The organism is Lysobacter lycopersici (assembly GCF_007556775.1).
GTDB classification, from domain to species: domain Bacteria; phylum Pseudomonadota; class Gammaproteobacteria; order Xanthomonadales; family Xanthomonadaceae; genus Pseudoluteimonas; species Pseudoluteimonas lycopersici.
In genome coordinates, this window is record NZ_CP041742.1 from 1,253,901 (window position 1) to 1,279,260 (window position 25,360).

The 25,360-nt window shown below is 66.7% G+C and carries 28 protein-coding genes and 1 pseudogene; 16 read left to right on the plus strand and 13 right to left on the minus strand.

Going from position 1 to position 25,360, the window contains the following annotated elements; all coding sequences use genetic code 11:
- Positions 1-32: 32 nt before the first annotated feature.
- Positions 33-503 (minus strand): Holliday junction resolvase RuvX, encoded by a 471-nt coding sequence (ruvX, locus tag FNZ56_RS06350; protein ID WP_143879030.1) that lies wholly within the window; start codon positions 501-503, stop codon positions 33-35.
- Complete coding sequence (locus tag FNZ56_RS06355) at positions 496-1,065, minus strand: YqgE/AlgH family protein (protein WP_185970813.1); 570 nt, start codon at positions 1,063-1,065, stop codon at positions 496-498. The genes ruvX and FNZ56_RS06355 overlap by 8 nt, the downstream gene beginning before the upstream one ends.
- Before the next feature lie 90 nt (positions 1,066-1,155).
- Between FNZ56_RS06355 and FNZ56_RS06360 the strand changes: the two genes are divergently transcribed.
- Entirely contained in the window at positions 1,156-2,856 is a 1,701-nt protein-coding gene (locus tag FNZ56_RS06360) for a dipeptidyl-peptidase 3 family protein (RefSeq protein WP_143879031.1), read from the plus strand.
- A gap of 66 nt (positions 2,857-2,922) precedes the next feature.
- Here the strand turns inward: FNZ56_RS06360 and FNZ56_RS06365 are convergent, their stop codons facing one another.
- The 5 genes from FNZ56_RS06365 to FNZ56_RS06385 all read right to left on the minus strand — a co-directional run bounded on the left by FNZ56_RS06365 (position 2,923) and on the right by FNZ56_RS06385 (position 7,356).
- Positions 2,923-3,417, minus strand: coding sequence for a hypothetical protein (locus FNZ56_RS06365; RefSeq protein WP_143879032.1), 495 nt, complete (start codon positions 3,415-3,417; stop codon positions 2,923-2,925).
- Between the two features lie 189 nt (positions 3,418-3,606).
- Positions 3,607-4,014 carry a hypothetical protein gene (locus FNZ56_RS06370; RefSeq protein ID WP_221933323.1) on the minus strand — a complete coding sequence of 136 codons (408 nt, stop codon included), beginning with the start codon at positions 4,012-4,014 and terminating at the stop codon, positions 3,607-3,609.
- Positions 4,015-4,266: 252 nt separating this feature from the next.
- Positions 4,267-4,863, minus strand: coding sequence for a hypothetical protein (locus tag FNZ56_RS06375; protein ID WP_143879034.1), 597 nt, complete (start codon positions 4,861-4,863; stop codon positions 4,267-4,269).
- A gap of 300 nt (positions 4,864-5,163) precedes the next feature.
- Positions 5,164-6,294 (minus strand): PilT/PilU family type 4a pilus ATPase, encoded by a 1,131-nt coding sequence (locus FNZ56_RS06380; RefSeq protein WP_143879035.1) that lies wholly within the window; start codon positions 6,292-6,294, stop codon positions 5,164-5,166.
- 24 nt (positions 6,295-6,318) lie between these two features.
- On the minus strand, positions 6,319-7,356 hold the full coding sequence (locus tag FNZ56_RS06385) for a type IV pilus twitching motility protein PilT (protein WP_143879036.1): 1,038 nt from the start codon (positions 7,354-7,356) through the stop codon (positions 6,319-6,321).
- Positions 7,357-7,640: 284 nt separating this feature from the next.
- On the opposite strand from FNZ56_RS06385, the gene FNZ56_RS06390 reads away from it, so the two are divergent.
- From FNZ56_RS06390 to FNZ56_RS06400, 3 genes are read left to right on the plus strand one after another with little or no spacing between them, the layout of a single operon-like run.
- The gene (locus tag FNZ56_RS06390; protein ID WP_143879037.1) at positions 7,641-8,336 is read left to right on the plus strand and encodes a YggS family pyridoxal phosphate-dependent enzyme; all 696 of its coding nucleotides are present in this window, start codon (positions 7,641-7,643) and stop codon (positions 8,334-8,336) included.
- Complete coding sequence (gene proC / locus FNZ56_RS06395; protein ID WP_143879038.1) at positions 8,333-9,157, plus strand: pyrroline-5-carboxylate reductase; 825 nt, start codon at positions 8,333-8,335, stop codon at positions 9,155-9,157. The genes FNZ56_RS06390 and proC overlap by 4 nt, the downstream gene beginning before the upstream one ends.
- An 11-nt stretch (positions 9,158-9,168) precedes the next feature.
- Positions 9,169-9,648: a DUF4426 domain-containing protein gene (locus FNZ56_RS06400; RefSeq protein ID WP_143879039.1), complete on the plus strand. Its 480-nt coding sequence runs from the start codon at positions 9,169-9,171 to the stop codon at positions 9,646-9,648.
- A gap of 27 nt (positions 9,649-9,675) precedes the next feature.
- On the opposite strand, the gene FNZ56_RS06405 is transcribed toward FNZ56_RS06400, so the two are convergent.
- On the minus strand, positions 9,676-10,482 hold the full coding sequence (locus tag FNZ56_RS06405) for a cobalamin-binding protein (RefSeq protein WP_143879040.1): 807 nt from the start codon (positions 10,480-10,482) through the stop codon (positions 9,676-9,678).
- Entirely contained in the window at positions 10,479-11,072 is a 594-nt protein-coding gene (gene pdxH / locus FNZ56_RS06410) for a pyridoxamine 5'-phosphate oxidase (protein ID WP_143879041.1), read from the minus strand. Before pdxH ends, FNZ56_RS06405 begins: the two co-directional genes overlap by 4 nt.
- Before the next feature lie 17 nt (positions 11,073-11,089).
- Between pdxH and FNZ56_RS06415 the strand changes: the two genes are divergently transcribed.
- Positions 11,090-11,917, plus strand: a complete 828-nt coding sequence (locus FNZ56_RS06415) for a kinase (protein WP_143879042.1) — start codon at positions 11,090-11,092, stop codon at positions 11,915-11,917.
- Here FNZ56_RS06415 and FNZ56_RS06420 read toward each other — a convergent pair.
- Positions 11,910-12,113 (minus strand): dodecin family protein, encoded by a 204-nt coding sequence (locus FNZ56_RS06420; protein WP_143879043.1) that lies wholly within the window; start codon positions 12,111-12,113, stop codon positions 11,910-11,912. The two genes, FNZ56_RS06415 and FNZ56_RS06420, sit on opposite strands and share 8 nt — an antisense overlap.
- A gap of 72 nt (positions 12,114-12,185) precedes the next feature.
- On the opposite strand from FNZ56_RS06420, the gene FNZ56_RS06425 reads away from it, so the two are divergent.
- Together FNZ56_RS06425 and aroB are read left to right on the plus strand one after the other, a co-directional pair.
- A complete protein-coding gene (locus tag FNZ56_RS06425; RefSeq protein ID WP_143879044.1) occupies positions 12,186-12,728 on the plus strand; it encodes a shikimate kinase in 543 nt (180 codons plus the stop codon).
- On the plus strand, positions 12,725-13,804 hold the full coding sequence (aroB, locus tag FNZ56_RS06430; protein WP_143879045.1) for a 3-dehydroquinate synthase: 1,080 nt from the start codon (positions 12,725-12,727) through the stop codon (positions 13,802-13,804). The genes FNZ56_RS06425 and aroB overlap by 4 nt, the downstream gene beginning before the upstream one ends.
- Before the next feature lie 4 nt (positions 13,805-13,808).
- Here the strand turns inward: aroB and FNZ56_RS06435 are convergent, their stop codons facing one another.
- Entirely contained in the window at positions 13,809-14,579 is a 771-nt protein-coding gene (locus FNZ56_RS06435; RefSeq protein WP_143879046.1) for a hypothetical protein, read from the minus strand.
- Between the two features lie 76 nt (positions 14,580-14,655).
- Between FNZ56_RS06435 and FNZ56_RS06440 the strand changes: the two genes are divergently transcribed.
- Positions 14,656-14,913 (plus strand): WGR domain-containing protein, encoded by a 258-nt coding sequence (locus FNZ56_RS06440; protein WP_143879047.1) that lies wholly within the window; start codon positions 14,656-14,658, stop codon positions 14,911-14,913.
- Positions 14,914-15,010: 97 nt separating this feature from the next.
- On the plus strand, positions 15,011-16,075 hold the full coding sequence (gene hemE / locus FNZ56_RS06445) for a uroporphyrinogen decarboxylase (protein ID WP_143879048.1): 1,065 nt from the start codon (positions 15,011-15,013) through the stop codon (positions 16,073-16,075).
- A 132-nt stretch (positions 16,076-16,207) separates the two neighbouring features.
- On the opposite strand, the gene FNZ56_RS06450 is transcribed toward hemE, so the two are convergent.
- Positions 16,208-19,720, minus strand: coding sequence for a hybrid sensor histidine kinase/response regulator (locus tag FNZ56_RS06450; RefSeq protein ID WP_143879049.1), 3,513 nt, complete (start codon positions 19,718-19,720; stop codon positions 16,208-16,210).
- Between the two features lie 115 nt (positions 19,721-19,835).
- Between FNZ56_RS06450 and FNZ56_RS06455 the strand changes: the two genes are divergently transcribed.
- The 3 genes from FNZ56_RS06455 to FNZ56_RS06465 are packed head-to-tail and all read left to right on the plus strand — an operon-like array spanning position 19,836 to position 21,632.
- Positions 19,836-20,498 carry a YceI family protein gene (locus FNZ56_RS06455; RefSeq protein WP_143879050.1) on the plus strand — a complete coding sequence of 221 codons (663 nt, stop codon included), beginning with the start codon at positions 19,836-19,838 and terminating at the stop codon, positions 20,496-20,498.
- Positions 20,495-21,079: a cytochrome b gene (locus tag FNZ56_RS06460; RefSeq protein WP_143879051.1), complete on the plus strand. Its 585-nt coding sequence runs from the start codon at positions 20,495-20,497 to the stop codon at positions 21,077-21,079. Before FNZ56_RS06455 ends, FNZ56_RS06460 begins: the two co-directional genes overlap by 4 nt.
- A complete protein-coding gene (locus FNZ56_RS06465; RefSeq protein ID WP_143879052.1) occupies positions 21,069-21,632 on the plus strand; it encodes a YceI family protein in 564 nt (187 codons plus the stop codon). Before FNZ56_RS06460 ends, FNZ56_RS06465 begins: the two co-directional genes overlap by 11 nt.
- Before the next feature lie 59 nt (positions 21,633-21,691).
- Here FNZ56_RS06465 and FNZ56_RS06470 read toward each other — a convergent pair whose 3' ends face one another.
- The gene (locus FNZ56_RS06470; protein WP_143879053.1) at positions 21,692-21,919 is read right to left on the minus strand and encodes a glutaredoxin family protein; all 228 of its coding nucleotides are present in this window, start codon (positions 21,917-21,919) and stop codon (positions 21,692-21,694) included.
- Positions 21,920-21,936: 17 nt separating this feature from the next.
- On the opposite strand from FNZ56_RS06470, the gene FNZ56_RS06475 reads away from it, so the two are divergent.
- The 4 genes and pseudogenes from FNZ56_RS06475 to FNZ56_RS13035 form a co-directional block, all read left to right on the plus strand.
- Positions 21,937-23,319, plus strand: a complete 1,383-nt coding sequence (locus FNZ56_RS06475) for an L-serine ammonia-lyase (protein ID WP_143879054.1) — start codon at positions 21,937-21,939, stop codon at positions 23,317-23,319.
- A gap of 118 nt (positions 23,320-23,437) precedes the next feature.
- Entirely contained in the window at positions 23,438-23,926 is a 489-nt protein-coding gene (locus FNZ56_RS06480; RefSeq protein ID WP_143880292.1) for a TspO/MBR family protein, read from the plus strand.
- Between the two features lie 135 nt (positions 23,927-24,061).
- Complete coding sequence (locus FNZ56_RS06485; protein WP_143879055.1) at positions 24,062-24,376, plus strand: hypothetical protein; 315 nt, start codon at positions 24,062-24,064, stop codon at positions 24,374-24,376.
- Positions 24,377-24,915: 539 nt separating this feature from the next.
- Positions 24,916-25,089 (plus strand): annotated as a pseudogene (locus FNZ56_RS13035) (transposase); the annotation flags it as partial.
- Positions 25,090-25,360 lie beyond the last annotated feature (271 nt).

Here is a 25,360-nt window from a genome sequence, read left to right on the forward strand (position 1 = left end):
ATGAAAACGTAGGGGCGCGGCATGCCGCGCCCTTACACGGGTTGCGCATCCTGCGGCGCGGCGAGCCAGCGCTCGACGATCACTGCGGCGGCGACGGCATCGAGCGCGGCGGCGTCGCGCTTGCGACGTCGGCCTTCGGCGCGATCGGCGGCGAAACGCTGCGCGGCTTCGATCGAGCTGGCGCGTTCGTCCACCATCACCACCGGCAATGCATAGCGCGAACGCAGTTCGCCGGCGAAGGCGCGCGCGAACTTGCGGATCGGCTGGTCGCCGCCGTCGAGCGTCATCGGGTCGCCGACGACGAAGCCGTCCGGGCGCCATTCGCGGCGCAGGCGGTCGATCTCGTTCCAGTCCGGGCCGTGCGCGTGCACGTCGACCACCGCCAGCGCGCGCGCGCCGTGGCCGAACGCGCTGCCGACGGCCACGCCGATCCTTCGTGCGCCGACGTCGAAGCCGAGCACGGTGCCGTCGCGGCGGATGTCGCTGGCGTTCGCTTCAGGCATGGCCGCTGTAATCCGCCATGCGCGCAAGGTCCACGCCGATGCGCCCGGCCGCGGCCTGCCAGCGCGCTTCCAGCGGCAGCGCGAACAGCAGTTCCATATCCGCCGGCACCGTGATCCAGGTGTTTTCGCCAAGTTCGTATTCGAGCTGGCCCGCGCCCCAGCTGGCGCAGCCGAGCGCGACGACCGCGCGCTCCGGGCCTTCGCCTTTCGTCATCGCCTCGAGCACGTCGCGGGAGGTGGTGATGCGCAGCGAATCGGCAATCGCCAGGCTCGACTCCCAATCGCGTTCGCCATCGTGCAACACGAAGCCGCGCTCGGGATGCACCGGGCCGCCGCCGAGCACCGGCTGTTCGCGCAGGGATTCGTTCCCGTCCTGCAACCCGACCTGCGACAGCACTTCGCCGAGGCGGTATTCGGACGCGCGGTTCACCACGATGCCCATCGCGCCGTCGGCGTCGTGCTGGCACAGCAGCACCACGCTGCGCGCGAAGTTTGGATCGTCGAGCGACGGCAGCGCCACCAGCAAGTGGTTGGCGAGGGACGTGGCCGGCATTGCGTTCATGCGGGCATTCTAGCGCGGGCCCCGGATCGCCTTTCCCCGGCGTGAACGGAGCGGCGTAGGATGCGGTTTTCCCCGCACCGGACACTCCACATGCGCCGCCACCCGCTCCTGCTTGCCTGCCTCGCCACGCTCGCTCTTGCCGCCTGCCGCAACGACGCGCAGGCACCGGCCGCGACCGATGCCGCCAAACCCGCCGCCACGCCCTCGTATGCCGAACAGCACGCCGGCGATTACGCCACCGTGCCACTGAAGGCCGATCTGTCCGCGTTCGACGACGAGGGCAAGCGCATGCTCGCGTTGCTGGTGCAGGCCAGCGAAGTCATGGACGACCTGTACTGGCAGCAATCGTGGCCGGACAAGGCCGGCCTGCTGGCGAAGGCGCCGGACGCGGCGACGAAGGACCTGCTCGCGATGAATTTCGGGCCATGGGACCGGTTGAACGAGGACACGCCGATCCTGCCCGGCATCGGCCCGCGTCCGGTCGGCGGCGTGTTCTATCCCGCCGACATGACCAAGGAGGAATTCGAGAACGCCGACCTCGCCGACAAGGCCTCGTGGTACACCCTGCTGCGCCGCGACGACGCCGGCAAGCTCGTCACCGTTCCCTACCACCAAGCCTATGCGGCCGACCTCGCGCGCGCGGCATCGCTGTTGCGCGAAGCGGCGAAGCACAGCGCGGACAAGTCCTTTGCGCACTACCTCGACATCCGCGCCGACGCATTGCTCAGCGACGACTTCCGGCCCAGCGACATGGCCTGGATGGACATGAAGTCGAATCCGGTGGACATCGTCGTCGGCCCGATCGAGACCTACGAAGACCAGCTGTTCGGCTACAAGGCCGCGTACGAGGGCCTCGTGCTCATCAAGGACCAGGCGTGGAGCGCGAAGCTCGCGCGCTTCGCGCAGTTCCTGCCGTCGTTGCAGACCGGCCTGCCGGTGGATGCGAAATACAAGGCCGAGAAGCCCGGCTCCGCCGCCGACCTCAACGCCTACGCGGCGATTTACTACGGCGGCAACGCCAACGTCGGCGCCAAGACCATCGCCATCAACCTGCCGAACGACGAGGAAGTGCAGCTCGCCAAGGGCACGCGCCGCCTGCAATTGGAGAACGTGATCCGCGCCAAGTTCGACGCGATCCTGGTGCCGATCGCGAACCAGCTGATCGCGAAGGACCAGCTCGGCAACGTCACCTTCGACGCCTTCTTCGAGGACACCATGTTCCACGAGGTCGCGCACGGCCTCGGCATCAAGCACGTGCTCGACAAGGACGGGCATCCCGGCAAGACCACGGTCAGCGACGCGCTGAAGGAGTTCTCCTCCAACTTCGAGGAAGGCAAGGCCGACGTGCTCGGCCTGTACATGATCGATGCGCTCTCGCAACGCGGCGAACTCGACAAGTCGAAGTTGATGGACAGCTACGTCACCTTCCTCGCCGGCATGCTGCGCTCGGTGCGCTTCGGCGCCAGCGACGCCCACGGCAAGGCCAACATGATCCGCTTCAATTTCTTCGCCGAGCGCGGCGCCTTCGTGCGCGAAGCCGACGGCCGCTACCGCGTCGACTTCGACAAGATGCGCGACGCGGTGAACGCACTCAGCGCCAAGCTGCTCACCGTGCAGGGCGACGGCGACTACGCCGAGGCGAAGCGCATGACCGAGACGCTCGGCGTGGTGAAGCCGCAACTCGCCGCCGACCTCGACCGCCTCGAGGCCGCGCACATCCCTGTCGACGTGCGCTTCGAACAGGGACTGGGCGTGCTGGGACTGGAACAGTACGCCGCGAAGGCACGGTAATCGGCCCCGGCAAACGAAAACCCCGGCGCGAGGCCGGGGTTTTCGTCGTGGCGACCGCAAGCGCGGTCAGCTGCCGACGTCTTCACTCATGTTGGCAAGCACCAGGTCGAGGCTTACGTTGGGCGGCAGGATGCAGGTGATCGAGAACGCACCGGTGCCGGGGATGCCGCTACCGTCGCTGACGCCGAAGTCATCCTCGATCCACCAGAACTGGGTGAGGTTGGTGCCGGTGTTCTGGATCTTCGTCACGTACTGTTGGTCGCCGAGCACGCTGAACGAGTTGACGCCCGTGCACTGCACGTCGTGCCCGGCGCCGTCGAGCGAAAGCGCGGCGAGGCCCGCATCGATGAATGGAGCCGAGCCGAAGCTGCCGCCAGGACCGTTGTCGGTATGGATCGTGCAGATCACGAAGACGTTAGTGGTTCCCTCGTTGCGGAAACCGGTGGCGCGCGGGCGCACCTTGCTATCGGTGGTCGGGACGCTCAGCTTGCAGGTGTCTGCGCCCAGGGCGGCGATCAACCGGTTCTGGGTAACGGCCTGTGCGGGCTGGCTGATGCCCATCCCCAGGGCAAGAGCGACGGCGGACGTGGCAACCACGGATAGGTATGCATTCGAACTTCCTCCCGGATCGGGCCGGAATGGCCCCCTGCAACGGCCAACGAAAACGCCGGACCCGACCGGCCAGTCATCGCCTCGCCACAAACAAAAACCCCGGCGCGAGGCCGGGGTTCGAACGAAGCCGGGATCCGCTCAGGTTGCCGGGACGTTCACGTTGAACTGGGTCACCATGTAGCCGACGCTGGTTTTCGCCGGCAAGTTGCAGGTGATCGACCAATAGTCGTTCTGCGCGAGCGGATTGCCCGCCGTTCCCCCGAAATCGGAAGCGTCCCAGTTAATGGTCGCTGCCGTGCCGTTCGTGTTCGTCGCCAGCGTCTTGGAGGAATAGAGCGGGGTGGAGTTCGCATAACCGTTGACGGCAGTGCAGGTGACCGACGCCGAAACCCCGTTCAGGGAATACAGCCCGATGGTGAGGCCCTTGATCGTGCCCATGGCCTCCTGGCTGTTCGCGGATTCCATCCCGCAGATGATGAACGCGCTGGTGTCGCCTTCGTTTCGAAGGCCGGTCGCCTTCGCCTTGACCGTGAGGTTCAGGCTCATGTCGGTGAGCTTGCACACGACGCCGCCCTGCGCGGCCTGTTTGCGGGTTTCGACTGCCGCACCGGCGGGTTGGGCGACGGATGCCAACACCATGGCGGCGATGGATACGCCTAGCAAAATACGCATTTGTTCCCCCTAATTCCGCGGATCCGAGGGATCCGCCTGTAATGGATCGAAGCACTGAATGGAGATCCGCCCGCCATGCGCGAACCCGGATCACTACCTGGGTTCATGGCCGGGCCGAGCGACGATTCAGTTGGGAGTGTTCACGGTGAACTTGGTCACCAGGTTGCCGATGGCCGAATTCCCCGGCAGGGCGCAGGTGATCGACCAGAAGTCGCTTTCCGGCAACGGGTCGCCCGCCGTCCCGCCGAAGTCGGAGGCGTCGAAGCTCAGGGTCGCCGTGGTGCCGTTCGCGGGCACGCTCGCATTCTTGGTCGAATAGATCGGGGCGCCGTTCGCGAACCCGTTGACGGCGGTGCAACTCACGGTCTTCGCGGACTGGTTCAACGAGTACAGGCCCATGCTGAGTTGCAGGATCGTACCGACGTCGCTGTGGCTGTTCGAGGATTCCATGCCGCAGATCGCGTACGCGGTGGTGGTCCCTTCGTTGCGGAAACCGGTTGCCTTCGCCCTGGCCATGGTGTCCGAAGTGGGGATGCTGAGCTGGCATACGACGCCGCCCTGCGCGTTCTGGAAGCGATTTTCGGTTCCGGCCTTGGCCGGATTGGCGGCGGATGCCAGTACCACGGCGGCAATGGATACGCCAAGCAAAGTACGCATTTTTTCCCCCTGTTGGGCGGATCGGGATGATCCGCCGGTGATGACTCGATTGAAGGACCGATCCATGGGCCGAACGAGAATGATAACTCCGTCACGGTTTTAGGCTGAAGCCGCCCGATCTGAGCAAACGCGGAAACCCGACAAACCCGGCCAGCGTTGTGACCGAATGCAAGAAACGGGCCAAGCCGGGCCTTGCGCGCCGGGCCCGAGCGGATCCGGCGCGAAGCCCGCAACGACCCGAAGCTGCAAGCCATGCGTGCGCGAGAAGGTCGACGCCCCGCGGCAGGGTTTGCCTGCCACGGGGACCGAACCCCGGGAACGAAAAAGCCGGGCATTGCCCGGCTTCCTCGTGCAACGCTGGATGGTTCAGCGCAGTTCCGCGACCTCGACCCCGTCCAGGCCTTGCGCCAGCGTGCGCGCATCGCCGCCTTGCGCGAGCTTGATGCGCAGGCGCACCTCGTTCTGCGAGTCGGCGTAGCGCAGCGCGTCCTCGTAGCTGATCTCGCCGGCCTGGTAGAGCTCGAACAGGCTCTGGTCGAAGGTCTTCATGCCCAGTTGCACGGATTCCTTCATCACTTCCTTCAGCTTGTGGATCTCGCCGTCGCGGATGTAGTCCTGCACCAACGGCGTGCCGAGCAGGATTTCCATCGCCACGCGCCGGCCCTTGCCGTCGGGGGTCGGTATCAGCTGCTGCGCGACCACGCCCTTGAGGTTCAGCGACAGGTCCATCAGCAACTGCCCGCGGCGGTCCTCGGGGAAGAAGTTGATGATGCGGTCCATCGCCTGGTTGGCGTTGTTCGCGTGCAGGGTGCACAGCACCAGGTGGCCGGTTTCGGCGAAGGCGATGGCGTGGTCCATGCCCTCGCGGGTGCGCACCTCGCCGATCATGATCACGTCCGGCGCCTGGCGCAGGGTGTTCTTCAGCGCCGCGTCCCAACTGTCGGTGTCGATGCCGACCTCGCGCTGGGTGATGATGCAGCCCTCGTGCTTGTGCACGAACTCGATCGGGTCCTCGATGGTGATGATGTGGCCGGTCGAGTTCTGGTTGCGGTAGCCGATCATCGCCGCCAGCGAGGTAGACTTGCCGGTGCCGGTCGCGCCCACGAAGATGATGATGCCGCGCTTGGTCATCGCCAGGGTCTTGATGATCGGCGGCAGGTTCAGCTCCTCCACCGTCGGGATCTTGGTCTCGATCCGGCGCAGGACCATGCCCACCTGGTTGCGCTGGTAGAAGCACGAGACGCGGAAGCGGCCGACGCCGGCCACGCCGATCGCGAAGTTGCACTCGTGGGTCTTCTCGAATTCCTCGCGCTGCGGCGGGCTCATCACGTTCAGGACCAGGTCGCGCGACTGTTGCGGCGTGAGCGGGCTCTGGGTGATCGGCGAGATCTTGCCGTGCACCTTCATCGACGGCGGCATGCCCGCGGTGATGAACAGGTCCGACGCCTTCTGGTGCGCCATCAGCTTGAGGAAGCTGGTGAAATCGATGCTGCTCATGTCGTTCTCCGGCTTCGTCTGGCGTCAGTCGAACAGGCGCTTGTCCTTGGCGTATTCGCGGGCGTGCTGCTTGGTCACGACGCCGCGCTTCACCAGGTCCTGGAGGTGCTGGTCGAGGGTCATCATGCCGGACTGCTGGCCGGTCTGGATCGCCGAGTACATCTGCGCGACCTTGTCCTCGCGGATCAGGTTGCGGATGGCGGGCGTGCCGACCATGATTTCCCAGGCCGCGGTGCGGCCGCCGCCGATCTTCTTCAGCAGGGCCTGCGAGATCACCGCGCGCAGCGATTCGGACAGCATCGAGCGCACCATCGGCTTCTCGCCGGCGGGGAACACGTCGATGATGCGGTCGATCGTCTTCGCCGCGCTCGATGTATGCAGGGTGGCGAACACCAGGTGGCCGGTTTCGGCCGCGGTCAGCGCCAGGCGAATCGTCTCGATGTCGCGCATTTCGCCGACCAGGATGTAGTCCGGATCCTCGCGCAACGCGCTGCGCAGGGCTTCGTTGAAGCCGTGGGTGTCGCGGTGCACTTCGCGCTGGTTGATCAGGCACTTCTGCGCGGTGTGCACGAACTCGATCGGGTCCTCGATCGAGAGGATGTGCGCGTATTCGTTCTTGTTGACGTGGTCGAGCATCGCCGCGAGCGTGGTCGACTTGCCCGAACCGGTCGGGCCGGTCACCAGGATCAGGCCCTGCGGCTGGTCGATCAGTTCCTTGAAGATGCGCGGGCAACCGAGATCCTCGAGCGTGAGCACTTCGGAGGGAATGGTGCGGAACACCGCGCCGGCGCCGCGGTTCTGGTTGAAGGCGTTGACGCGGAAGCGCGCCAGGCCGGGGATCTCGAACGAAAAGTCGACTTCGAGGAATTCCTCGTAATCGCGGCGCTGCTTGTCCGACATGATGTCGTAGACCAGCGCGTGCACCTGCTTGTGGTCCAGCGCCGGGATGTTGATGCGGCGCACGTCGCCATCGACGCGGATCATCGGCGGCAGTCCCGCCGAAAGGTGGAGGTCGGAAGCCTTGTTCTTGACCGAAAACGCGAGAAGTTCAGCGATATCCATGGTGGCACTACTCCCCTTGTGCGCGGCGGTCGTTCCCCCGGTGCCGCGCGAGTCGTCGTAACCGCATCGGGGCCATCCAGCCCCGCCGCGACGCTTCGAGTCCCGGTTCCGCCGCATGCGGGAATCCCGCACGAAGATCGGTCCCGTCCTCGCGTGCCGGCACCCCGACGCTTTCGCGGCGAAGCCCGGCGGGCGCAGCTTCCATGCAGCGCCCTTGAACCCGCTGTCGCAAGACAGGGGGCCGCAGGCAGTATATGCCTCCCGCAAGAGCCGACAATCGATCCATGAACCCGTATCGCCGGGCGTTTGTCGACGTCCTGCACAGTTTGGATAACGCGGCGCGCGCGGCCGGCCGGCCAGCCGCCGCGCGCCTGCTCGCGGTGTCCAAGACCAGGACCGCTGGCGAGGTCGCGGCCCTGGCCGAACTTGGCCAGAAGGCGTTCGGGGAAAACTACGTGCAGGAAGCAGCGGGCAAGATCGCCGCGCTCGCCGGACTCGGGTTGGAATGGCACCTGATCGGCCACCTGCAATCGAACAAGGCGAACGAGGCGGCACGCTTGTTCGACTGGGTGCAGACGGTGGACCGGCCCAAGCTCGCGACCGCCCTCGCCCGCCATCGCCCGGACGGGTCGCCGCCGCTGAACGTGCTGCTGCAGGTGAATATCGACGACGAGGCGAGCAAGCACGGTTGTCGCCCGGACGACATCCAGGCGCTGGCCGAAGCCGTCGCCGCCGAACCGCGCCTCGTCCTGCGCGGGCTGATGGCGATTCCCGCCCCGCATGCCGATCCGGAACGGCGCCGCCCCGCGTTCGCCCGCATGCGCGGACTGTTCGAACGCCTGCGCGAATCGCATCCGCAAGCCGACACGTTGTCGATGGGCATGAGCGACGACTTCGCCGTCGCCATCGCCGAAGGTGCGACCATGGTCCGCATCGGCAGCGCCTTGTTCGGCCCGCGTCCCCCGAAGGAAACCGCATGACGTTCGCAACGACCATCGCCTTCATCGGCGGCGGCAACATGGTGCGCAGCCTGGTCGGTGGCCTGGTCGCGCAGGGATGCGATCCCGCCACGATCCGCGTCGCCGAACCGATCGATCCGGTGCGCGAGTCGCTGGCCGGGGATTTCGGCATCAAGGCCTACCCGACTGCCGCCGAAGCGGTCGAAGGCGCGCATGTGTGGATGTTCGCGGTCAAACCGCAGGTGATGCGCACGGTGTGCGAAACGCTGGCGCCACTGGCGCAGGCGGAAAAACCGCTGGTCGTGTCCGTCGCCGCCGGCATCTCCGGCGTGCAGATCGAACACTGGCTCGGCGGCGGCCTTGGCGTGGTGCGCGCGATGCCGAACACGCCCGCCCTGCTCGGCGCCGGCGCCACGGGCCTCTTTGCGAACGCCAATGTCGACGCAAATGGGCGCGCGGTCGCCGAACAATTGCTCGCCTCGACCGGTCCGACCACATGGATCGGCGACGAAATGCAGATGGATGCCGTGACCGCGTTGTCCGGCAGCGGCCCGGCCTATGTGTTCCTGCTCGCCGAAGCGATGATCGCCGCCGGTGAAGCAGAGGGCCTGCCTCCCGACGCCGCGCGTGCGCTGGCATTGCAGACCGTGCTCGGCGCGGCGCGCATGCTTACCGAATCCGGCGAAGCGCCCGACGAACTCCGCAAGCGCGTCACTTCGCCGAACGGAACCACGCAGGCGGCGCTGGAAAGCTTCGAACGCGACGGCTTCCGCGCCATCGTCGCGCGCGCCATCCACGCCGCGCGCGAACGCGGCCGCGAACTGTCCGCGATGAACGACTGAGGCGAACGAACATGCACGCATTCCGCATCCCCGCCCTGCTCTGCCTCGCGCTCGCGGGTTGCGACCGCGGCGACACGCCGTCCCGCGCACCGGTGGCCGCGACCACGCCCGGAGATGCGACGAACGGCGCCACCGCCACCAGCAACGGCATCACCTTGCGCGCGAACGTGGTCGAAACCGCGGACTTGCAGGAATCGGTCGCGGCCGGCTACGGCATCGCGCGCGAACCGAACCAGGCGCTGCTGCTGCTCACCGTGCGCGATGCGAACGGCGACAACGCCACGCCGGTGTCGTTGCAGGCCACGGTCTCCGACCTCAAGGGCGGCGAACGCCCGCTGCCTTTGCGCGAAGTGCGCACCGGCGATTTCGTCGATCGCATCGCACTCGTTCCGATCGCTGCCCCGGACACGCTGACGTTCGACATCCGCGCGCAACTCGCGCCGGGTTCGACCTCGACTGTGCGCCTCAGCCGGGATTTCTACCCACGTTGAATCGCCATCGGCGGGCCAAGGCCCGCCCTACGATTGTTTCGTTGCCCAATCCTGGATGATCCGCGCGATTTCGCGCACGCCATCGGTCAGTGCCGCCGGGCCGGGCTGCAGGATGATCGGCGACTTGATCTCGTGCAGCTCGCCGTCGCGCACCGCGGGAATCGCGTTCCAGCCCGGACGCGCCGCGACTTTCTCCGGGCGGAATTTCTTGCCGCACCATGAGCCGAGGATGATGTCCGGCGCGCGGCGGATGACTTCATCGCCGTCTTCGAGGATGCGCGCCTTCGCCAGCGGTTCCAGCGCGCGTTCGGGGAACACGTCGTCGCCGCCGGCGATGCGCACGAGTTCGGCGACCCAGCGGATGCCGGTGATCGGCGGTTCGTCCCATTCCTCGAAATAAACCTTGGGCCGCCGCGACAGCTTCGCGGATTCGGTTTCGATGGCATCCAGTCCGCGCTTCAATTCGTCGGCGTAGGCATTCGCCTTGTCGCCAGCGCCGACCAGCGCGCCAAGCCGGCGCACGTAATCGAGGATGCCGTCGACGCTGCGGTGGTTCGAGATCCATACCTCGATGCCGCGGCGCACGAGCTCCGCGGCGATGTCGGCCTGGATGTCGGAAAAACCGACGACGAAATCCGGTTGCAGTTTCAGGATTTCGTCGATCTTGGCGCTGGTGAACGCGCTGACCTTGGGCTTTTCCTTGCGTGCCCGCGGCGGGCGCACGGTGAAGCCGCTGATGCCGACGACGCGGTCCTGCTCGCCGAGGGCGTACAGGATTTCGGTCGGTTCCTCGGTCAGGCACACAATGCGGCGCGGGCCGCGCGTTGCACTCACGGATACAACATCCGCTTCGACCACTTCCCCGCACCGTCGCGTTCGTACAGGTGGCGTTCGTGCAGGCGGAACTGCGCGCCGTACCAGAACTCGATGCTGCGCGGCGCGATGCGGAATCCGCCCCAGCGCGGCGGGCGCGGCACGTCGCGGCCCTCGAACTCGGCCTCGGCCATTTCCAGCCGGCGCTCGAAGGTCTCGCGCGCTTCCAATGTTTCCGACTGGCGCGAAGCCCAGGCGCCGATCTGGCTCATGCGCGGGCGTCCGGCGAAATAGGCATCGGCTTCGGCGTCGGCGACGACCGAGGCATCGCCCTCGATCCGCACCTGCATACCGTGGCGCACGCGCGGCCAGTGGAACATCAGCGCCGCGCGCGGATCGGCCTGCAGTTCGCGGCCCTTGCGCCCGTCGAGGTGGGTGTAGAACACGAATCCTTCCGGCCCGTGCGTCTTCAGCAGCACAATGCGCGCGGCTGGGCCGTTCGCGCCGATGGTCGCGAGCGTCATCGCGGTGCGGTCGGGTTCGCGCGCGGCCTCGGCCTCGTCGAACAAGCGGGTGAAGGTGGCCAGGGCTTCGGCGAGCAACGGGTCCATTGCGCTATTGTCGCGCGATGGCAAGCCGTACGCATTCTCCCTCGCCCGCCGGCTATTCCGAACCCTTCGTCGCCGCGGTGCTGGACGATGCGCTGGCCCACGATTTGCGCGTTTATGCCATCGCCGGGCTGCAGGGCAGCGGCAAGTCCACGCTCTCGGCGCAGGTGGCTGCGCTCGCCGCGACACGCGGGTTGCGCGCGGTGGTGCTGTCCATCGACGACTTCTACCTCGGTCGGCGCGAACGCCTGGCGCTGGGCCGCGAGGTGCATCCGCTGCTGGCCACGCGCGGGGCCCCCGGCAGCCACGACGTGCCGCTCGCCATCGACACCATCGATGCACTGCGCGAAGGCCGCGCGGCAAAACTTCCGCGCTTCGACAAGATCGCCGACCGCCGCCTGCCGCCATCGAAATGGCCGACGGCTCGCGATACCGATTTGGTGCTGTTCGAAGGCTGGTTCCAGAAGGTGCCGGCGCAAACCGATGCCGAACTCGTTTCCCCGTTGAATGCGCTGGAACGCGACGAGGATGCCGACGGCACCTGGCGGCGCTGGTGCAACGCCGTGCTCGGCCGCAATTACCCGCCGCTGTGGGAGCGCATCGACCGCATGCTGTTCCTTGAAGGCCCGGGCTTCGAAATCGTGCCAGAATGGCGCTGGCAACAGGAAGTGACGCTGCAGAAGGCGAATCCCGATCGCCAGGCGATGACCCATGCGCAAGTGCTGCGCTTCGTGCAGTTCTTCGAACGCGTCAGCCGGCAGGCGCTGCGCACCTTGCCGGCCATCGCCGACCGCCACGTGCGCCTGGATGCGACGCGGCGGCCATTGGATCCGCTGCCGCTCAGCTGACCACGAAGGTCACGCGCAGGTTGACGCGCCACTCGGCGACATTGCCGCTGTCGTCGGTGACGACCTTGATTTCGTTGACCCACGCGCCCTTGATGTTCTTGATGGTTTCCCCGGCTTTCTTCAGGCCGGTCTTCACCGCGTCTTCCATGCTGGTCTTGGACGAGGCGTTGAGTTCGACGATCTTGGCGACGGACATGGCGTATCCCTGCTGATGGCGGCGGCTGCCGGGGACGGCCAGACTAGGCGCCGGATTGTTAAGATCGCGCCGATGAATCCCGCCCCCAACCTCGCGCTGGTCGGACCGATGGGCGCCGGCAAGAGCGCCGTCGGGCGGTTGCTGGCAGAACGCCTCGGCCTGCGTTTCGCCGACCTCGACCACGAGGTCGAGGACCGCAGCGGCGCGGGCATTGCGACCATCTTCGAATGCGAGGGCGAGGCCGGTTTCCGCGCCCGCGAATCCGCGGCGCTGCAGGCCTTGCTCGCCGACGACGGACTGGCATTGGCCACCGGCGGCGGCGCAGTGCTGGATGCCGACAACCGCCGGCTGTTGCGCGAACGCTGCTTCGTCGTGCACCTGCACCTCGACGTGTCCGCGCAACTGCAGCGCCTCGCCCGCGACCGCAGCCGCCCGCTGCTGCAGCGCCCGGATCGCGAACAGGCATTGCAGGAACTCGCTTCGATCCGTGGCCCGCTGTACGACGAGGTTGCGGATTTGCGCTTCGATACCGGCAACGACAACGCGACGCACGCGGCGATGGCACTGGCCGAATTGCTCGCCGTGAAGTGGCAACGCGGGAACATCGCCGCATGATTTCCATCGACGTTGGTGGCGCGAAGCCCTACGCGATCCGCATCGGTGCGGGATTGCTCGGCGATGCGGATGCCTTGCTCGCGCCGTCGCGCGGACGCCATGCCCTGATCGTGAGCGATGCGAACGTCGCGCCGTTGTATGCACGGCGCGTCGTCGATGCGCTGCGTTCACGCGATGGACTCGTCGTCGGCGAATGCGTGCTGCCTGCGGGCGAGGAATCCAAGCGCCTGCCGCAGTTCGAACGCGTGCTGCAATCGCTCGCGGACCTCGGCGCCACCCGCGACGCCTGCGTGTATGCGCTCGGCGGCGGCGTGGTCGGCGACCTGGCCGGCTTCGCTTCCGCGTGCTGGATGCGCGGCATCGATTGCGTGCAACTACCGACTTCGCTGCTGGCGATGGTCGATTCCTCGGTCGGCGGCAAGACCGGGCTCGACCTCGATGCCGGCAAGAACCTGGTCGGCGCGTTCCATCCGCCGGTCGCGGTGCTGGCCGACACCGACACGCTGCGCACGCTTCCCGTTCGCGAGCTGCGCGCCGGCCTCGCCGAGGTGGTGAAGTACGGCGCGATCCGCGACACTGATTTCCTCGATTGGCTCGAACAGAACGTCGACGCTTTGCTCGCCAACGACGGTGACGCATTGGCCGAAGCGATTTCCCGCAGCTGCGCGCACAAGGCCGCGATCGTCGAACGCGATCCGTTCGAACGCGGCGAGCGCGCGCTGCTGAACTTCGGCCACACCTTCGGCCACGCGATCGAGGCCGAACAGGCCTACACCGGGCTCAACCACGGCGAGGTGGTCGCGGTCGGCATGGTGCTCGCGGCGCGGCTCTCGGCCCGGCTCGGCATGGCCGCCGACGCTGATGCGGATCGGCTGGCGGACTTGCTCGAACGCTTCGGGTTGCCGGTCGCAATCCCGCCCGGACTCGATCCCGAGGCCCTGCTCGCGCGCATGCGCCTGGACAAGAAGGCCACCGCGTCCGGCCTGCGTTTCGTGCTCTGGCGCGGGCCGGGGCGCGCGGAAATCGTGGCCGGGGTGGACGAGAACTCGGTGCGCGCCACGCTCGCGTCGGCGTGAACGTTCAAGACGATTGATCGTCGCCTTGCGCGGCGTGGTGCCCGAGGCCGAGGCCCATGCCCATGCCGCCGGCACCGGCACCCATCGCGCCGCCCATCCCGCCTCCGCCCATTCCCCCGCCACCGCCACCTCCGCCCGCATTCCCGCCATCGCCGCCTTCACCACCGCGCTTGCCGCCACCGGAGGAGGATGTCGTGCGCAGCGGCCCCTGTTCGGGAATGACCACGCCCGCGGGCACCGGCGCCAGGTCCAGCGCTTCGCGGATGAAACCGCGCAGCGACACCACCAGCGCGGCGAGCTTGACCGGCCTCCCGGCCACCATCTCGCTCGCGGCTTCGGCTGCCAGGCGCACCTGCTCCGCGGTGCCGAGCAGGATGATGTCGGATAGCGCCGCCTCGACCGCATCGCGGATGCGGCGCCGGCGTTCGCCGGCCGAATCATCGTCGGCCTGCGTGCGCGACGCCTCGCCCAGCGCGATGCCCGGATCCGCGGCCGCGGCCGCTTCCACCGATACCGATTCGTCCGCGCGGCGGCGCAGGTCGCGCTTGTGCGCCGGATCGACCGAAAGTTCGCCGGTGAACGAACCGCCCAGGGTCTTGTAGGCCGCGATCAGCGTGCGCAGGCGCTCGTTGATCTGCCGGTTCTGGGCCTGCTGCCGGCGCTGGATGGTCTGCATGACCAGCAGGCGGATGCCGACCGCCACCAGCGACACGACCACCAGCCCGAGCAGCGTGGTGAGCGCGGCATTCCATGAGCTCAGGTCGATGTTGCGCATCGAAGGCATCCGCCATGGCGAGGCGGCCAGCATACGGCGTGGGCGCCCGCCGGCGGCGCCCCGCTACAATTCGCGGATGCGCCTGCTGCTGCAACAACGCCCGGACGGCCGCGAATCGCCGCGCTTCGTCCAGCTGCAACTGGAAGCCGACTTGCTCGGCGGCTGGTCGCTGCTGCGCGAGACCGGGCAGATCGGCGGCCGCAGCACGCTCAAGCGCGAACAGTTCCCCGATCAGCAAAGTGCGCTGGTCGCGCTGGAACATGCACGCGATTTGCAATTGCGAAAAGGTTTCCAGTTGATGTTCGCGCAAGGCGCGGATGCGCCGAAAGGCTAGTTCCTGGTTGCTGGTTCCTGGTTGATGGCGAAAAGCCTTCCACCAACAACCAACAACCAACAACCAACAACCAACAACTTGCACCACGGATCCGACGTTGACGAATTCCCAGCCCAAAAACGACCGCCTCCTCCGCGCACTGCGCCGCGAACCCGTGGACTGCACGCCGGTGTGGCTGATGCGCCAGGCCGGGCGCTACCTGCCCGAATACCGCGCCACGCGCGCCAAGGCCGGCAGCTTCCTCGCGATGGCGAAGAACCCCGAACTCGCCTGCGAAGTCACGCTGCAACCGCTGCGCCGCTTCGACCTCGACGCCGCGATCCTGTTTTCCGACATCCTCACCGTGCCCGACGCGATGGGGCTGGGCCTGTATTTCGTCGAAGGCGAAGGCCCGAAGTTCGAACGCCCGATCCGCAGCGCCGACGACGTGGCGAAACTCGCCGTTCCGGACATGGATTCGGAATTGCGCTACGTGATGGACGCGGTGCGCACGATTCGTCGTGAACTGAACGACTCCGTCCCGCTGATCGGTTTTTCCGGCAGCCCGTGGACGCTGGCCTGCTACATGGTCGAAGGCGGCGGCAGCGACAACTTCTCCAGGATCAAGGCGATGGCCTTGAACGAGCCGGCATTGCTGCACCGCGTGCTGCAGGTGAACACCGATGCGGTGATCGCTTATCTGTCTGCACAGCGCGCGGCCGGCGCGCAGGCGCTGCAGGTATTCGACACCTGGGGTGGCGTGTTGTCGCCGGCGATGTACCGCGAATTCTCCTTGCCCTACCTCGTGCGCATCGCGCGCGAACTCGATCGCGGCGACACGCCGCTGATCCTGTTCGGCAAGGGAAACGCACCGTACCTGGAAGAGTTGGCGAATAGCAGCGCCGAAGGCGTAGGCGTGGACTGGACGATTGCCCTGGACGATGCCGCGCGCCGCGTGCAGGGCAAGATCGCGCTGCAGGGCAACCTCGATCCGGCGACGCTGTACGGCAATCCGGAGGCGATCCGCGCGCAGGCACGGATCGCGCTCGATGCATACCGCGACGGCAACGGCGGTTCGCGCGAGGGCCACGTGTTCAACCTCGGCCATGGCCTCTCGCCGGACATGGATCCCGGACACGTCGCCGCGCTGGTGGATGCGGTGCACGAATCCAGCAAGCGCTGAAGGCTCTGCTTTTTTCCTCTCCCCTTGGGGGAGAGGACGCCCCGCAGGGGCAGGAGAGGGGCTTCAGACAACACTCGGATTTCCCCTCTCCCGGCGCTACGCGCCACCCTCTCTCTCAAGGGGAGAGGGAAATTATTTCCCGCGCGCTTCCGAAATCGCATCCGCCAGCATCGCACCGGTCACCGGCTTGCGCAGGAATCCGTCGAAGCCGGCCGCGCGCGCCGCAGGCTCCGCATCGCCGTCGGCGCGCGCGGTCACGGCGATGAGCGGTTTCGCGAAGCCTTGCGCACGCAGTGCGCGCGCCAGTGCGAGGCCGTCGAGCCCCGGCAGGTCCAGATCCAGCAGGCCGGCATCGAAGTTACCCGATGCGACTTCGGTCAGCGCGGCGAGTCCGTGCAGCGCGTGCACGACTTCATGGCCCTGCGCGCGCAGCAATCCGACGACGACTTCGGCGACGGTGGGATCGTCCTCGACCAGCAACAACCGCAATGCGCCGGTCCCGGATCGCACATCGCGCGAGGCGCGCGTCTCCACCGCCTGCGGCGACGATTCGGCATTCGCAATCGGCAGCTCGACGGTGAAGCGCGTGCCCTGCCCCGGCGTGCTGTCGACGGCGATGCGCCCGCCCATCGCCGCTGCGAGTTCCTGCGAAATCGCGAGCCCGAGCCCGCTGCCGCCGTAACGCGTCGCGGTGCGCGCGCCTTCGGCCTGTTCGAAACGGCGGAACAACCGCGCCTTCTGTTCCTCGTTGAGGCCCGGGCCGGTGTCGCGAACTTCGAGCCGGACCCCCTGCGGCGACAACGGCGAAACCGAAAGCGCGACTTCGCCCTGCTCGGTGAACTTGATCGCGTTGCCGACCAGGTTGAGCAGGATCTGCGAGATGCGGCCGCGGTCGCCGCGCAGGCGACGCGGCGCGGCCGGATCGATGTTCGTGGCGAATCGCAATCCGCGCTGCGTGGCGAGCGGCGCCATCAGGCCCGCGACATCGTCGACGAGGCCGCGCAACTCGAAATCCGACGGATCGAGCTGCAGTTTCCCGGCTTCGATGCGGGCGAGGTCGAGCGCGTCGTTGACCAGTCGCAGCAGGTGTTCGCCGGCGCGGCGGATCGCATCGACATGGCCGCGTTGCCGATCGTCGAGCGAAGTTCCCTGCAGCAGTTCGCTCATGCCTAGCACGCCGGTCATCGGCGTGCGTACTTCATGCCCGAGCGTGGCGAGGAAACGCGATTTCGCTTCCGATGCCTGTTCGGCCAGCTCGCGCTTGTGCTCGGCGAGCTGCCACGCGCTGCGGCGCTGCAGACGCCGGCGATAGGCTATCGCGCCCCATGCGATGAGCAGGATGCCGAGCAGTACGGAACCGGCGTAGGCCCAGGCGGTTCGCCACCACGGAGGCAGCACGCGGAAACGGATGTGCTGTTCGCGCGCGGCATTGCCGTTCGCATCCACCGCGCGCATGCGCAGTGTGTAACGCCCCGGCGGCAGGCCGGCGATCACGCGCCCGCCGTCCGCGCCCTGCGCGATCCAGCCGCGGTCGTAACCGTCGATCCGGCTCCAGTAGCGGTTCGAACTGGGATCGTCGTAGGACAACAGGCGCGCATCGATGCGCATCTCGTGCTCGTCCCAGGGCAGTTCCGGTTCGCGTCCCTGCGGCAACGGCTGCCAGTCGCCGTTGCGCCGCACCGACACCGAATCCAGGCGCAGGCTCGGCGTCATGCCTGGTACATCCGCCATCGCCGCATCGACCAGCACGACCGAACCATCCATCGTCGCTGCCGCGAGCAGGCTGCCGCCATCGGCAATCGCGATGCCGCGGTCGATGAACTCCTCGCTGCTCAATCCGCTCTGCGCGCCGTAATGGCGCAGCGTGCGCTTCACCGGGTCCCAGCAATACAGGCCGCGCGTGGTGCTGATCCACAGGCGGTGGCGCAGGTCCATGCGCATGCCCGCGGCGCCGACCGCCGGCATGCCCTGCGCCTGGCCGATGCGTTCGACCAGTGTCCATCCGTCGTTCGCACGACGGTAATGCTCGAGTCCGGCCAACCGCTGCAGCCAGAGCCCGTCGTTGCCGTCGAATGCGAATCCGTACACGCGTTCGCCGGCAAGCGATGGCTCGTCGCGGAAACGACGCGCGCGGGGATCGAAGCGGCGCATGCCGCCTGCGTCGGCGACCCACGGCGTTCCATCCGGCGCGAGGTCGAGCTGTTCCGCGTCGACCAGGTCGAGCCCGCCGGCATCGCCGGCGCGCAGGTCGAGCAGTATCCGGCCCGTTTTCCCGTCGCGTTGCTGCACGCCACCGCTGTTGGCCAGCAGCCACAGGCTGCCGTCGGGTGCGATGCGCAGGTGTTCGATCGGACCGTCGGGCACCGGGTCCCTCGCGTCGTCCGGCAACCATTCGTCGATGGTGTCGGTGCCGATGCGGACCAGGCTCTTGCTGGTGCCGGCCCACAGTCGCCCGGCATCGTCCTCGACGATGGAATTGAGCTTCTTGCCGCGCAGGCCATCGTCGATCGCCGCGCCGAGGCGTTCGATGCGCCCGTCGGGCACGAGGCGTTCGATCACGCCCTCGTAACCGCCGAGCCAGACGCCGCCGCCGCGCGCTGGCGCGACCGCCGGATACACGCTGCCGTTCAGGCCGCCCGCGCCCTGCGTGTACTGCGCGAGCCGGCGCCAGTCCGAACGCAAATAACCGATGCCCGCGCCGTAGACCGGCACCCACAATGCGCCATCGGGCTGGCGCACCAGCGATTCGATCGCATGCGGGATGTCCGGCCCGCCGAGCTTGACCGGTACAGGCACCGCATCGCCCTGTTGCCGCCACAAGCCGCGCTGGCTGGTGATCCAGTAGCCATCGCCATCTCGCGCGATCGCTTTCATCGCGTTCGGGCGTTCGAACATCGACGACCACGCCGGCTGCGTCCAGCGTCCGTCGGCGTCGCGCCGCCATACGCCCGCCGACGTCGCCACCCACAGCGCGCCGCCCTCCGGCGTCAGCGTGTACACCATCGGCTGCGATTCCACGCCCGGGAACGGCACGCTCGACGCATGCCCGCCGACGATGCGGCCGAGGCCGTTGTCGGTCGCGACCCACAGCGTGCCTGCGGCATCGAACGCCAGCGAGAGGATGAGATCCGACGGCAGGCCGTCCTTCGCCGTCCAGCGTTCGATGCGCCCGTCCGCCTGCATGCGGTGCACGCCGGCATCGTAGGTGCCGAACCACAGGTCGTCGCCGCGGCTGGTGATGGCCCAGGTCTCGTCGCTGCCGATTTGCGGGTGGTCGGCCTTGCGGTACAGGTGCAGGTCGCGGTTCGGCGCATCCAGCATGCCGATGCCGCCCCCCTCGATCGCGAACCACACGCGATCGCGGGCATCCACGTGCAAGGCCTGGATGTTGTTGCCCGGCAATCCGCGCGGGTCGTCCGGGTCGTAGCGCCAGATGCGCATGCCGATGCCGTCGAAGCGGGCGAGGCCGTCGGCGGTGGCGATCCACAGGTAGCCCTCGTGGTCCAGCGCCAGCGCCTTGTTGTCGCTGGCCGGCAGCCCCTGGGCGCTGCCGACGATGCGGAAACGCGGGATTTCCGGCACGGCCGCCCACGCCGAACCCGCGGCCAGGCATCCCGCCAGCAACCAGCATGCGATCCGGCGCATGGTTCCCCCGAAGCACTCCCCGGCTGCATCCTCGCAACGTCGCGTTCCAGCCGCAACATCCGGCGTTCATCGCGTCTGTGCCTAGAATCCGCACCGACCCGCCGCGAGATCCGCCATGCCCCGGCCGTACCGACTCGCCTTCGCCCTGCTCGCGTTCGCGCTACCGTTGGCCGCGACGGCCGAAACCGCGCATTACGAACTCGATCCGGTGCATACCCGCGTGCTGTTTGCAGTCAGCCATGCCGGCTTCTCGCAGGCGATGGGCACGGTGTCGGGCAGCCATGGCGAACTGTGGTTCGACCCGGACGACTGGAGCAGCGCGAAGCTCACGGTCGAAGTGCCGCTGGACCGGCTCGACATGGGCGATGCGAAGTGGACCCGGGCCGTGCAGGCGACGAACCTTCTGGACACCGCGAAACATCCGGTCGCGCGCTTCCTCTCAACACGGATCGAGCCGGTCGACGCGACGCATGCGCGCGTCTGCGGCGACATGGAAATCCGCGGCGTCGCGCACGACGCTTGCCTCGATGTCGCGTTCAACCAGTTGAAACGGCATCCCATGCCGCCGTTCCGCCGAACCGCGGGTTTTTCCGCGACCGCGACGCTGAAGCGCAGCGATTTCGGCATCGATGCGTGGAAATCGGTGATCGGCGACGAGGTGCAACTGCGCATCGAGGCCGAAGCCCTGCGCGCGGGCGCCGGCAACGACGATTCCGGTTCCGACAAGACCGATTCACCATCCACCACCAATGACACGACGCCGGAAACGCATCCATGAGCCTGAAGAATCCGAACGAACGCTGGGGCGCGGTGAGCCAGTCCTTCCATTGGCTGATCGTGCTGCTGCTGCTCGCGCAGGGAACCGTCGGCCTGCTGATGGGCGACATGGCGCGCGGCCCGGACAAGATCGCCGTGTTCGCCTTCCACAAGTCGGTCGGCATCACCATCCTCGCGCTGGCCCTCGCGCGCCTGCTGTGGCGCCTGTACGCCGGTCGCCCCGCGCCGGTGCCAGGCACGCCGACATGGCAGGAACGCGCGGCTTCGGCGATGCACGTCGCGCTGTACCTGCTGCTGTTCGCGGTACCGATCAGCGGCTGGGTGATGAACTCCGCCGCGGGCTTCCCGCTGCAATGGTTCGGGCTGTTCAACCTGCCGTCCATCGCCGCGCACGACCACGACCTGCACGAGTTCACCGAGGATCTGCACGAATGGCTGTTCTGGGCGCTGGTCGCGCTGGCGGCCGCGCATGCCGCGGCGGCGATCTACCACCACCTGTTCCAGCGCGACGCCACTTTGGCGCGCATGCTGCCGCGCGGCTGGTTGCGCACCCCCACGCAGGAGAACCACGATGTCGCCTAAATCCCTTTTGCTTCCGTTGCTGTTGTTCGCGGCGCCGGCGTTCGCCGCCGCGGCTTTTGCCAAGGATTACGTGCAGGCGCCGGGCTCGGCGCTGACCTTCGCCGGCAAATACCAGGGCGAGGTGTTCACCGGCAGGTTCCCGGGATTCAGCACGAAGCTGTCGTTCGATCCGGCGCAGTTGGCGAACGCGAAACTCGACGTGACCATCCCGCTCGCGACCGCGACTACCGGCAACGACGACTACGACGGCGAACTGCGCGGCGACGACTTCTTCGCCAGCGCGAAATTCGCCCAGGCGCACTACACCGCGACGAAATTCCGCGCGCTCGGCGGCAATCGCTACGCCGCCGACGGCACGCTGTCGCTGCGCGGCGTGGACAAGCCGGTGACGCTGGAATTCACCTGGACGCCGGGCGCGAAGCCGGTGCTCGCCGGCAAGGCCACGGTGTCGCGGCTGGCCTTCGGCGTCGGCGGCGGCGACTGGGCCGATACCGGCCTGATCCCGGACGCGATCGCGGTGGCGACGAAGGTGGTGTTCACGCCTATTCCGTAGGAGCGCCCATTTGGGCGCGACGGGATTTGCGCAGAAATGTCGCGCCCAAATGGGCGCTCCTACGGGCCGAGGAATCGCTCCAGCTTCGCCACGTCGAACGGCCACTCCAGCTCGACGCCGCGATCCTCGTCGCGCAGCACCGGCACGCGGATGCCGTAGCGTTGCTCCAGCGCCTCGTCGCCGTCGACGAACACGCTCTCGAATTCCGGCGCCCGGACCTCGGCCAGCAGCCCCAGCGCGAGGTCGCAGAGGTGGCAGTCGTCGCGCTGGTACAGGGTCAGTCGCATCGGCCTAGAATACCGGCATGGCCGTCAGCACTTTCGATTTGTACAAGATCGGCATCGGGCCGAGTTCCTCGCACACGGTCGGGCCGATGCGTGCCGCCGCGCGTTTCGTCGAGAAGTGGCTGGTCGAGTCCGGACGCCTCGACGACGTCGCGCGCATCCGCGCCGAGGTGTTCGGTTCGCTGGCGCTGACCGGCCGCGGCCACGGTACCGACAAGGCGGTGCTGATGGGCCTCGAGGGCCACTGGCCGAACCTGATCGACCCGGACGTGATTCCCGCCGCGCTCGAACGCATCCGTTCGACGAAGCAACTGCGCCTGCACGGCCAGCGCGAGATCGCCTTCGACGAAAAGACCGACCTGGTGATGAACAAGCGGCAGAAGCTGCCGTTCCACACCAATGGCATGCGCTTCGCTGCGTTCGATGCGGAAGGCGGCGAAATCGCCTCGCGCGACTACTACTCGGTCGGCGGCGGTTTCGTCGTCAACCAGGACGAGGCCGCGGAAGACCGCATCGTCGCCGACACGACGGAGCTGGCGTTCCCGTTCCACACCGGCGCCGAACTGCTCGCGCAAAGCGAACGCAGTGGCTTGCCGATCGCGCGACTGATGTTCGAAAACGAGAAAGCCTGGCGCAGCGAAGGCGAGATCGTGTCCGGCCTGCGCGAACTCTGGCGCGCGATGCAGGACTGCGTCGCCCGCGGCATCCGCGAAACCGGCACCCTGCCCGGCGGCCTGCACGTCGCCCGACGCGCGCCGGCGCTGTTCGCGGAATTGTCGTCGCGACCCGAAGCCGCGATGCGCGATCCGCTGACCGTGCTCGACTGGGTGAATCTGTACGCGCTGGCGGTGAACGAGGAAAACGCCGCCGGCGGGCGCGTCGTCACCGCACCGACCAACGGCGCGGCCGGGATCATCCCCGCGGTGCTGCACTACTACGACCGCTTCTGCCCCGGCGCATCGGAACAGGGCGTGTTCGATTTCCTGCTCACCGCGTCCGCGGTCGGCATCCTGTACAAGGAAAACGCTTCGATCAGCGGCGCCGAAGTCGGCTGCCAGGGCGAAGTCGGGGTGGCCTGCTCCATGGCCGCCGCCGGTCTCACCGCCGCGCTCGGCGGAACGCCGGGGCAGATCGAGAACGCCGCCGAGATCGGCATGGAACACAACCTCGGCCTGACCTGCGATCCCATCGGCGGGCTGGTGCAGATTCCCTGCATCGAACGCAACGCGATGGGTTCGGTCAAGGCGATCAACGCCTCGCGCATGGCGCTGCGCGGCGACGGCAAGCACAAGGTCAGCCTGGACAAGGTGATCAAGACCATGCGCGACACCGGCCGCGACATGCAGGACAAGTACAAGGAAACCAGCCGCGGCGGACTCGCGGTGAACGTGATCGAGTGTTGACGCAGGAACCGGGATTGTCCGACTCCTTCCTTGCTGCGTTTAGCCCGCAATATCCGATATCACGGTGAGCTCGTCGTATAAACCATAGTTAGGCAACACAAGGGAGTGAATCGTGACTTTGCCAAAAAACAAGCAAATCATTGGGTTCATTGCCTGGCTCGCGGTCAGCTTCATTGCCGCCGCAATTGGCAGCGCCGCGTCCATACAGGCTGGCCCGTTCTATACGCAGCTCATACGCCCGGAGTGGGCGCCGCCGCCCAACTTGTTCGGTCCGGTTTGGACAATTCTTTATGCGCTCATGGGCATTTCGGCATGGCTGGTCTGGCGTGCCGGAGGGTTTCGCGCTTCACGTACAGCCCTCACTTTGTTTCTGGTGCAACTGGCAGTCAACGCGCTCTGGAGCTGGCTGTTCTTCGGATGGCATTTGGGCGGCTTGGCTTTCGCAGACATCGTTCTGCTTTGGGTGCTCATCATTGCAACGCTAATTGCATTCTGGCGTGTCAGGCCGTTGGCGGGCACGCTGCTAATTCCGTACCTGCTTTGGGTCAGCTTCGCCTCCGCACTCAACTTTTCAGTCTGGCAACTCAATCCGCAGATTCTAGGGTAGCGGGGCGTGTTGCCTAACAATGCGTTCAAGCCGAAATTGCATCGCTACGCCGTCAACATGGCAGAAAGAGCTTGCCATGTTGCCAGCTACGCGCTGCAATTCGGCTTAACTTGAGCGTTAGGTGCCATGAAGCACATGGAAATCGCCAAAGTCGAGTTGCTGAGCAACGGCCAGGTTGCCGTCTCTCCGACTGTTGCTGATGGCCTGTACCAATACATCTATCGTGCGGCAGCAGGGGTAGAGTGGGTCGCCGAAGAGGGGCGGTTCTTGTCTCCCAGCCGCTACATGGCCGGAGCACCCTTCCCGCTTACAGCAGAGCAGCGCTTCCACAACTTGGCTAGCGCCGCCAGCTCAGAGCTCGGCATCCGCCCCAAAGTCTCGGCGAGCACGGCTTGGGTCGGGGTCCCTACTGATGTGCGCCGGAGCATCGAAGCGGCCTATAGTTCCTAACCACCGGGGCTAGTCGCTCAACAAATCATTCAAGCGGACGCGCATACCTCACGCCGCTTAACTCCAGCGTTAGGCGCTTATCAATGAGGCATGTCGCAGCGACATTTCACGAGTCGATCTTGCGCCGAGGCAAGTCACTGGAACAGTTCCTTGGCAGCGGCAACTCCAAGCCAGCGCCAACGATCAGGTGGATCGAGCTACGGCCTTCTACACAAGGCGTTGAGGTCTGGACCTTTGAGGTCCCAGATCTTGGTGGGCCAGACTCAACAGACGTCTATGAGTTCGGGGCTGACGACATTGATCAACCCGCCGCGTGTCTTGGCTCCCCTGGCGAGGCGCTCGCATTTGCGCATGAACAACTTGGGGCATCACCAGAACTGTGGGTCAACGCTGAAGTCATAGGTGACGAGTACTTAGACTACGTTGCTGCTGGGCGCCCCATTAACTGGCGTGCCAGACGCGCCTAACAATTCGTTCAAGCCGAGCCGGAGCTTCCTTCGGTTAGGTGGACACCCTGAACAAACTTCAGGAGTGTCCCAATGCCAAAGCCAGGACCAAGAACCACCTACCGCTACAGCCCCGATTTCAAGGCCACCGCCGTCCGCCTGAGCCAGCTGCCGGGCGTCTCGGTCAGCGACGTTGCCCGATCGCTTTACATCCACCCTTTCATGTTGTCTCGTTGGCGCAGGCTGGCGCGCGAGGGGCTGATCGTGACGAAGGGTGTCGACGTGGATCCGGCGTCGAAATTGTTCCGCCTGACTCAGCTAATACTGCTGCTTGCCGCGTTCCTTTCTGGCGCAGCAACGATTTTCCTTGGATTCTTCTATTTCTTGCTGTACTGCCGTTATCGCGATTTGTTCAACGAGGAAGGCCGCTACTTCGACCAGCAAAACGTGGTCGTGTACCACGAGCAAAACGGCCTTCTCATTGTTCCGACACTGGCCTTCTTGCTTCTTTCCCTACTGTTTTGCATTGCGTTTCTGG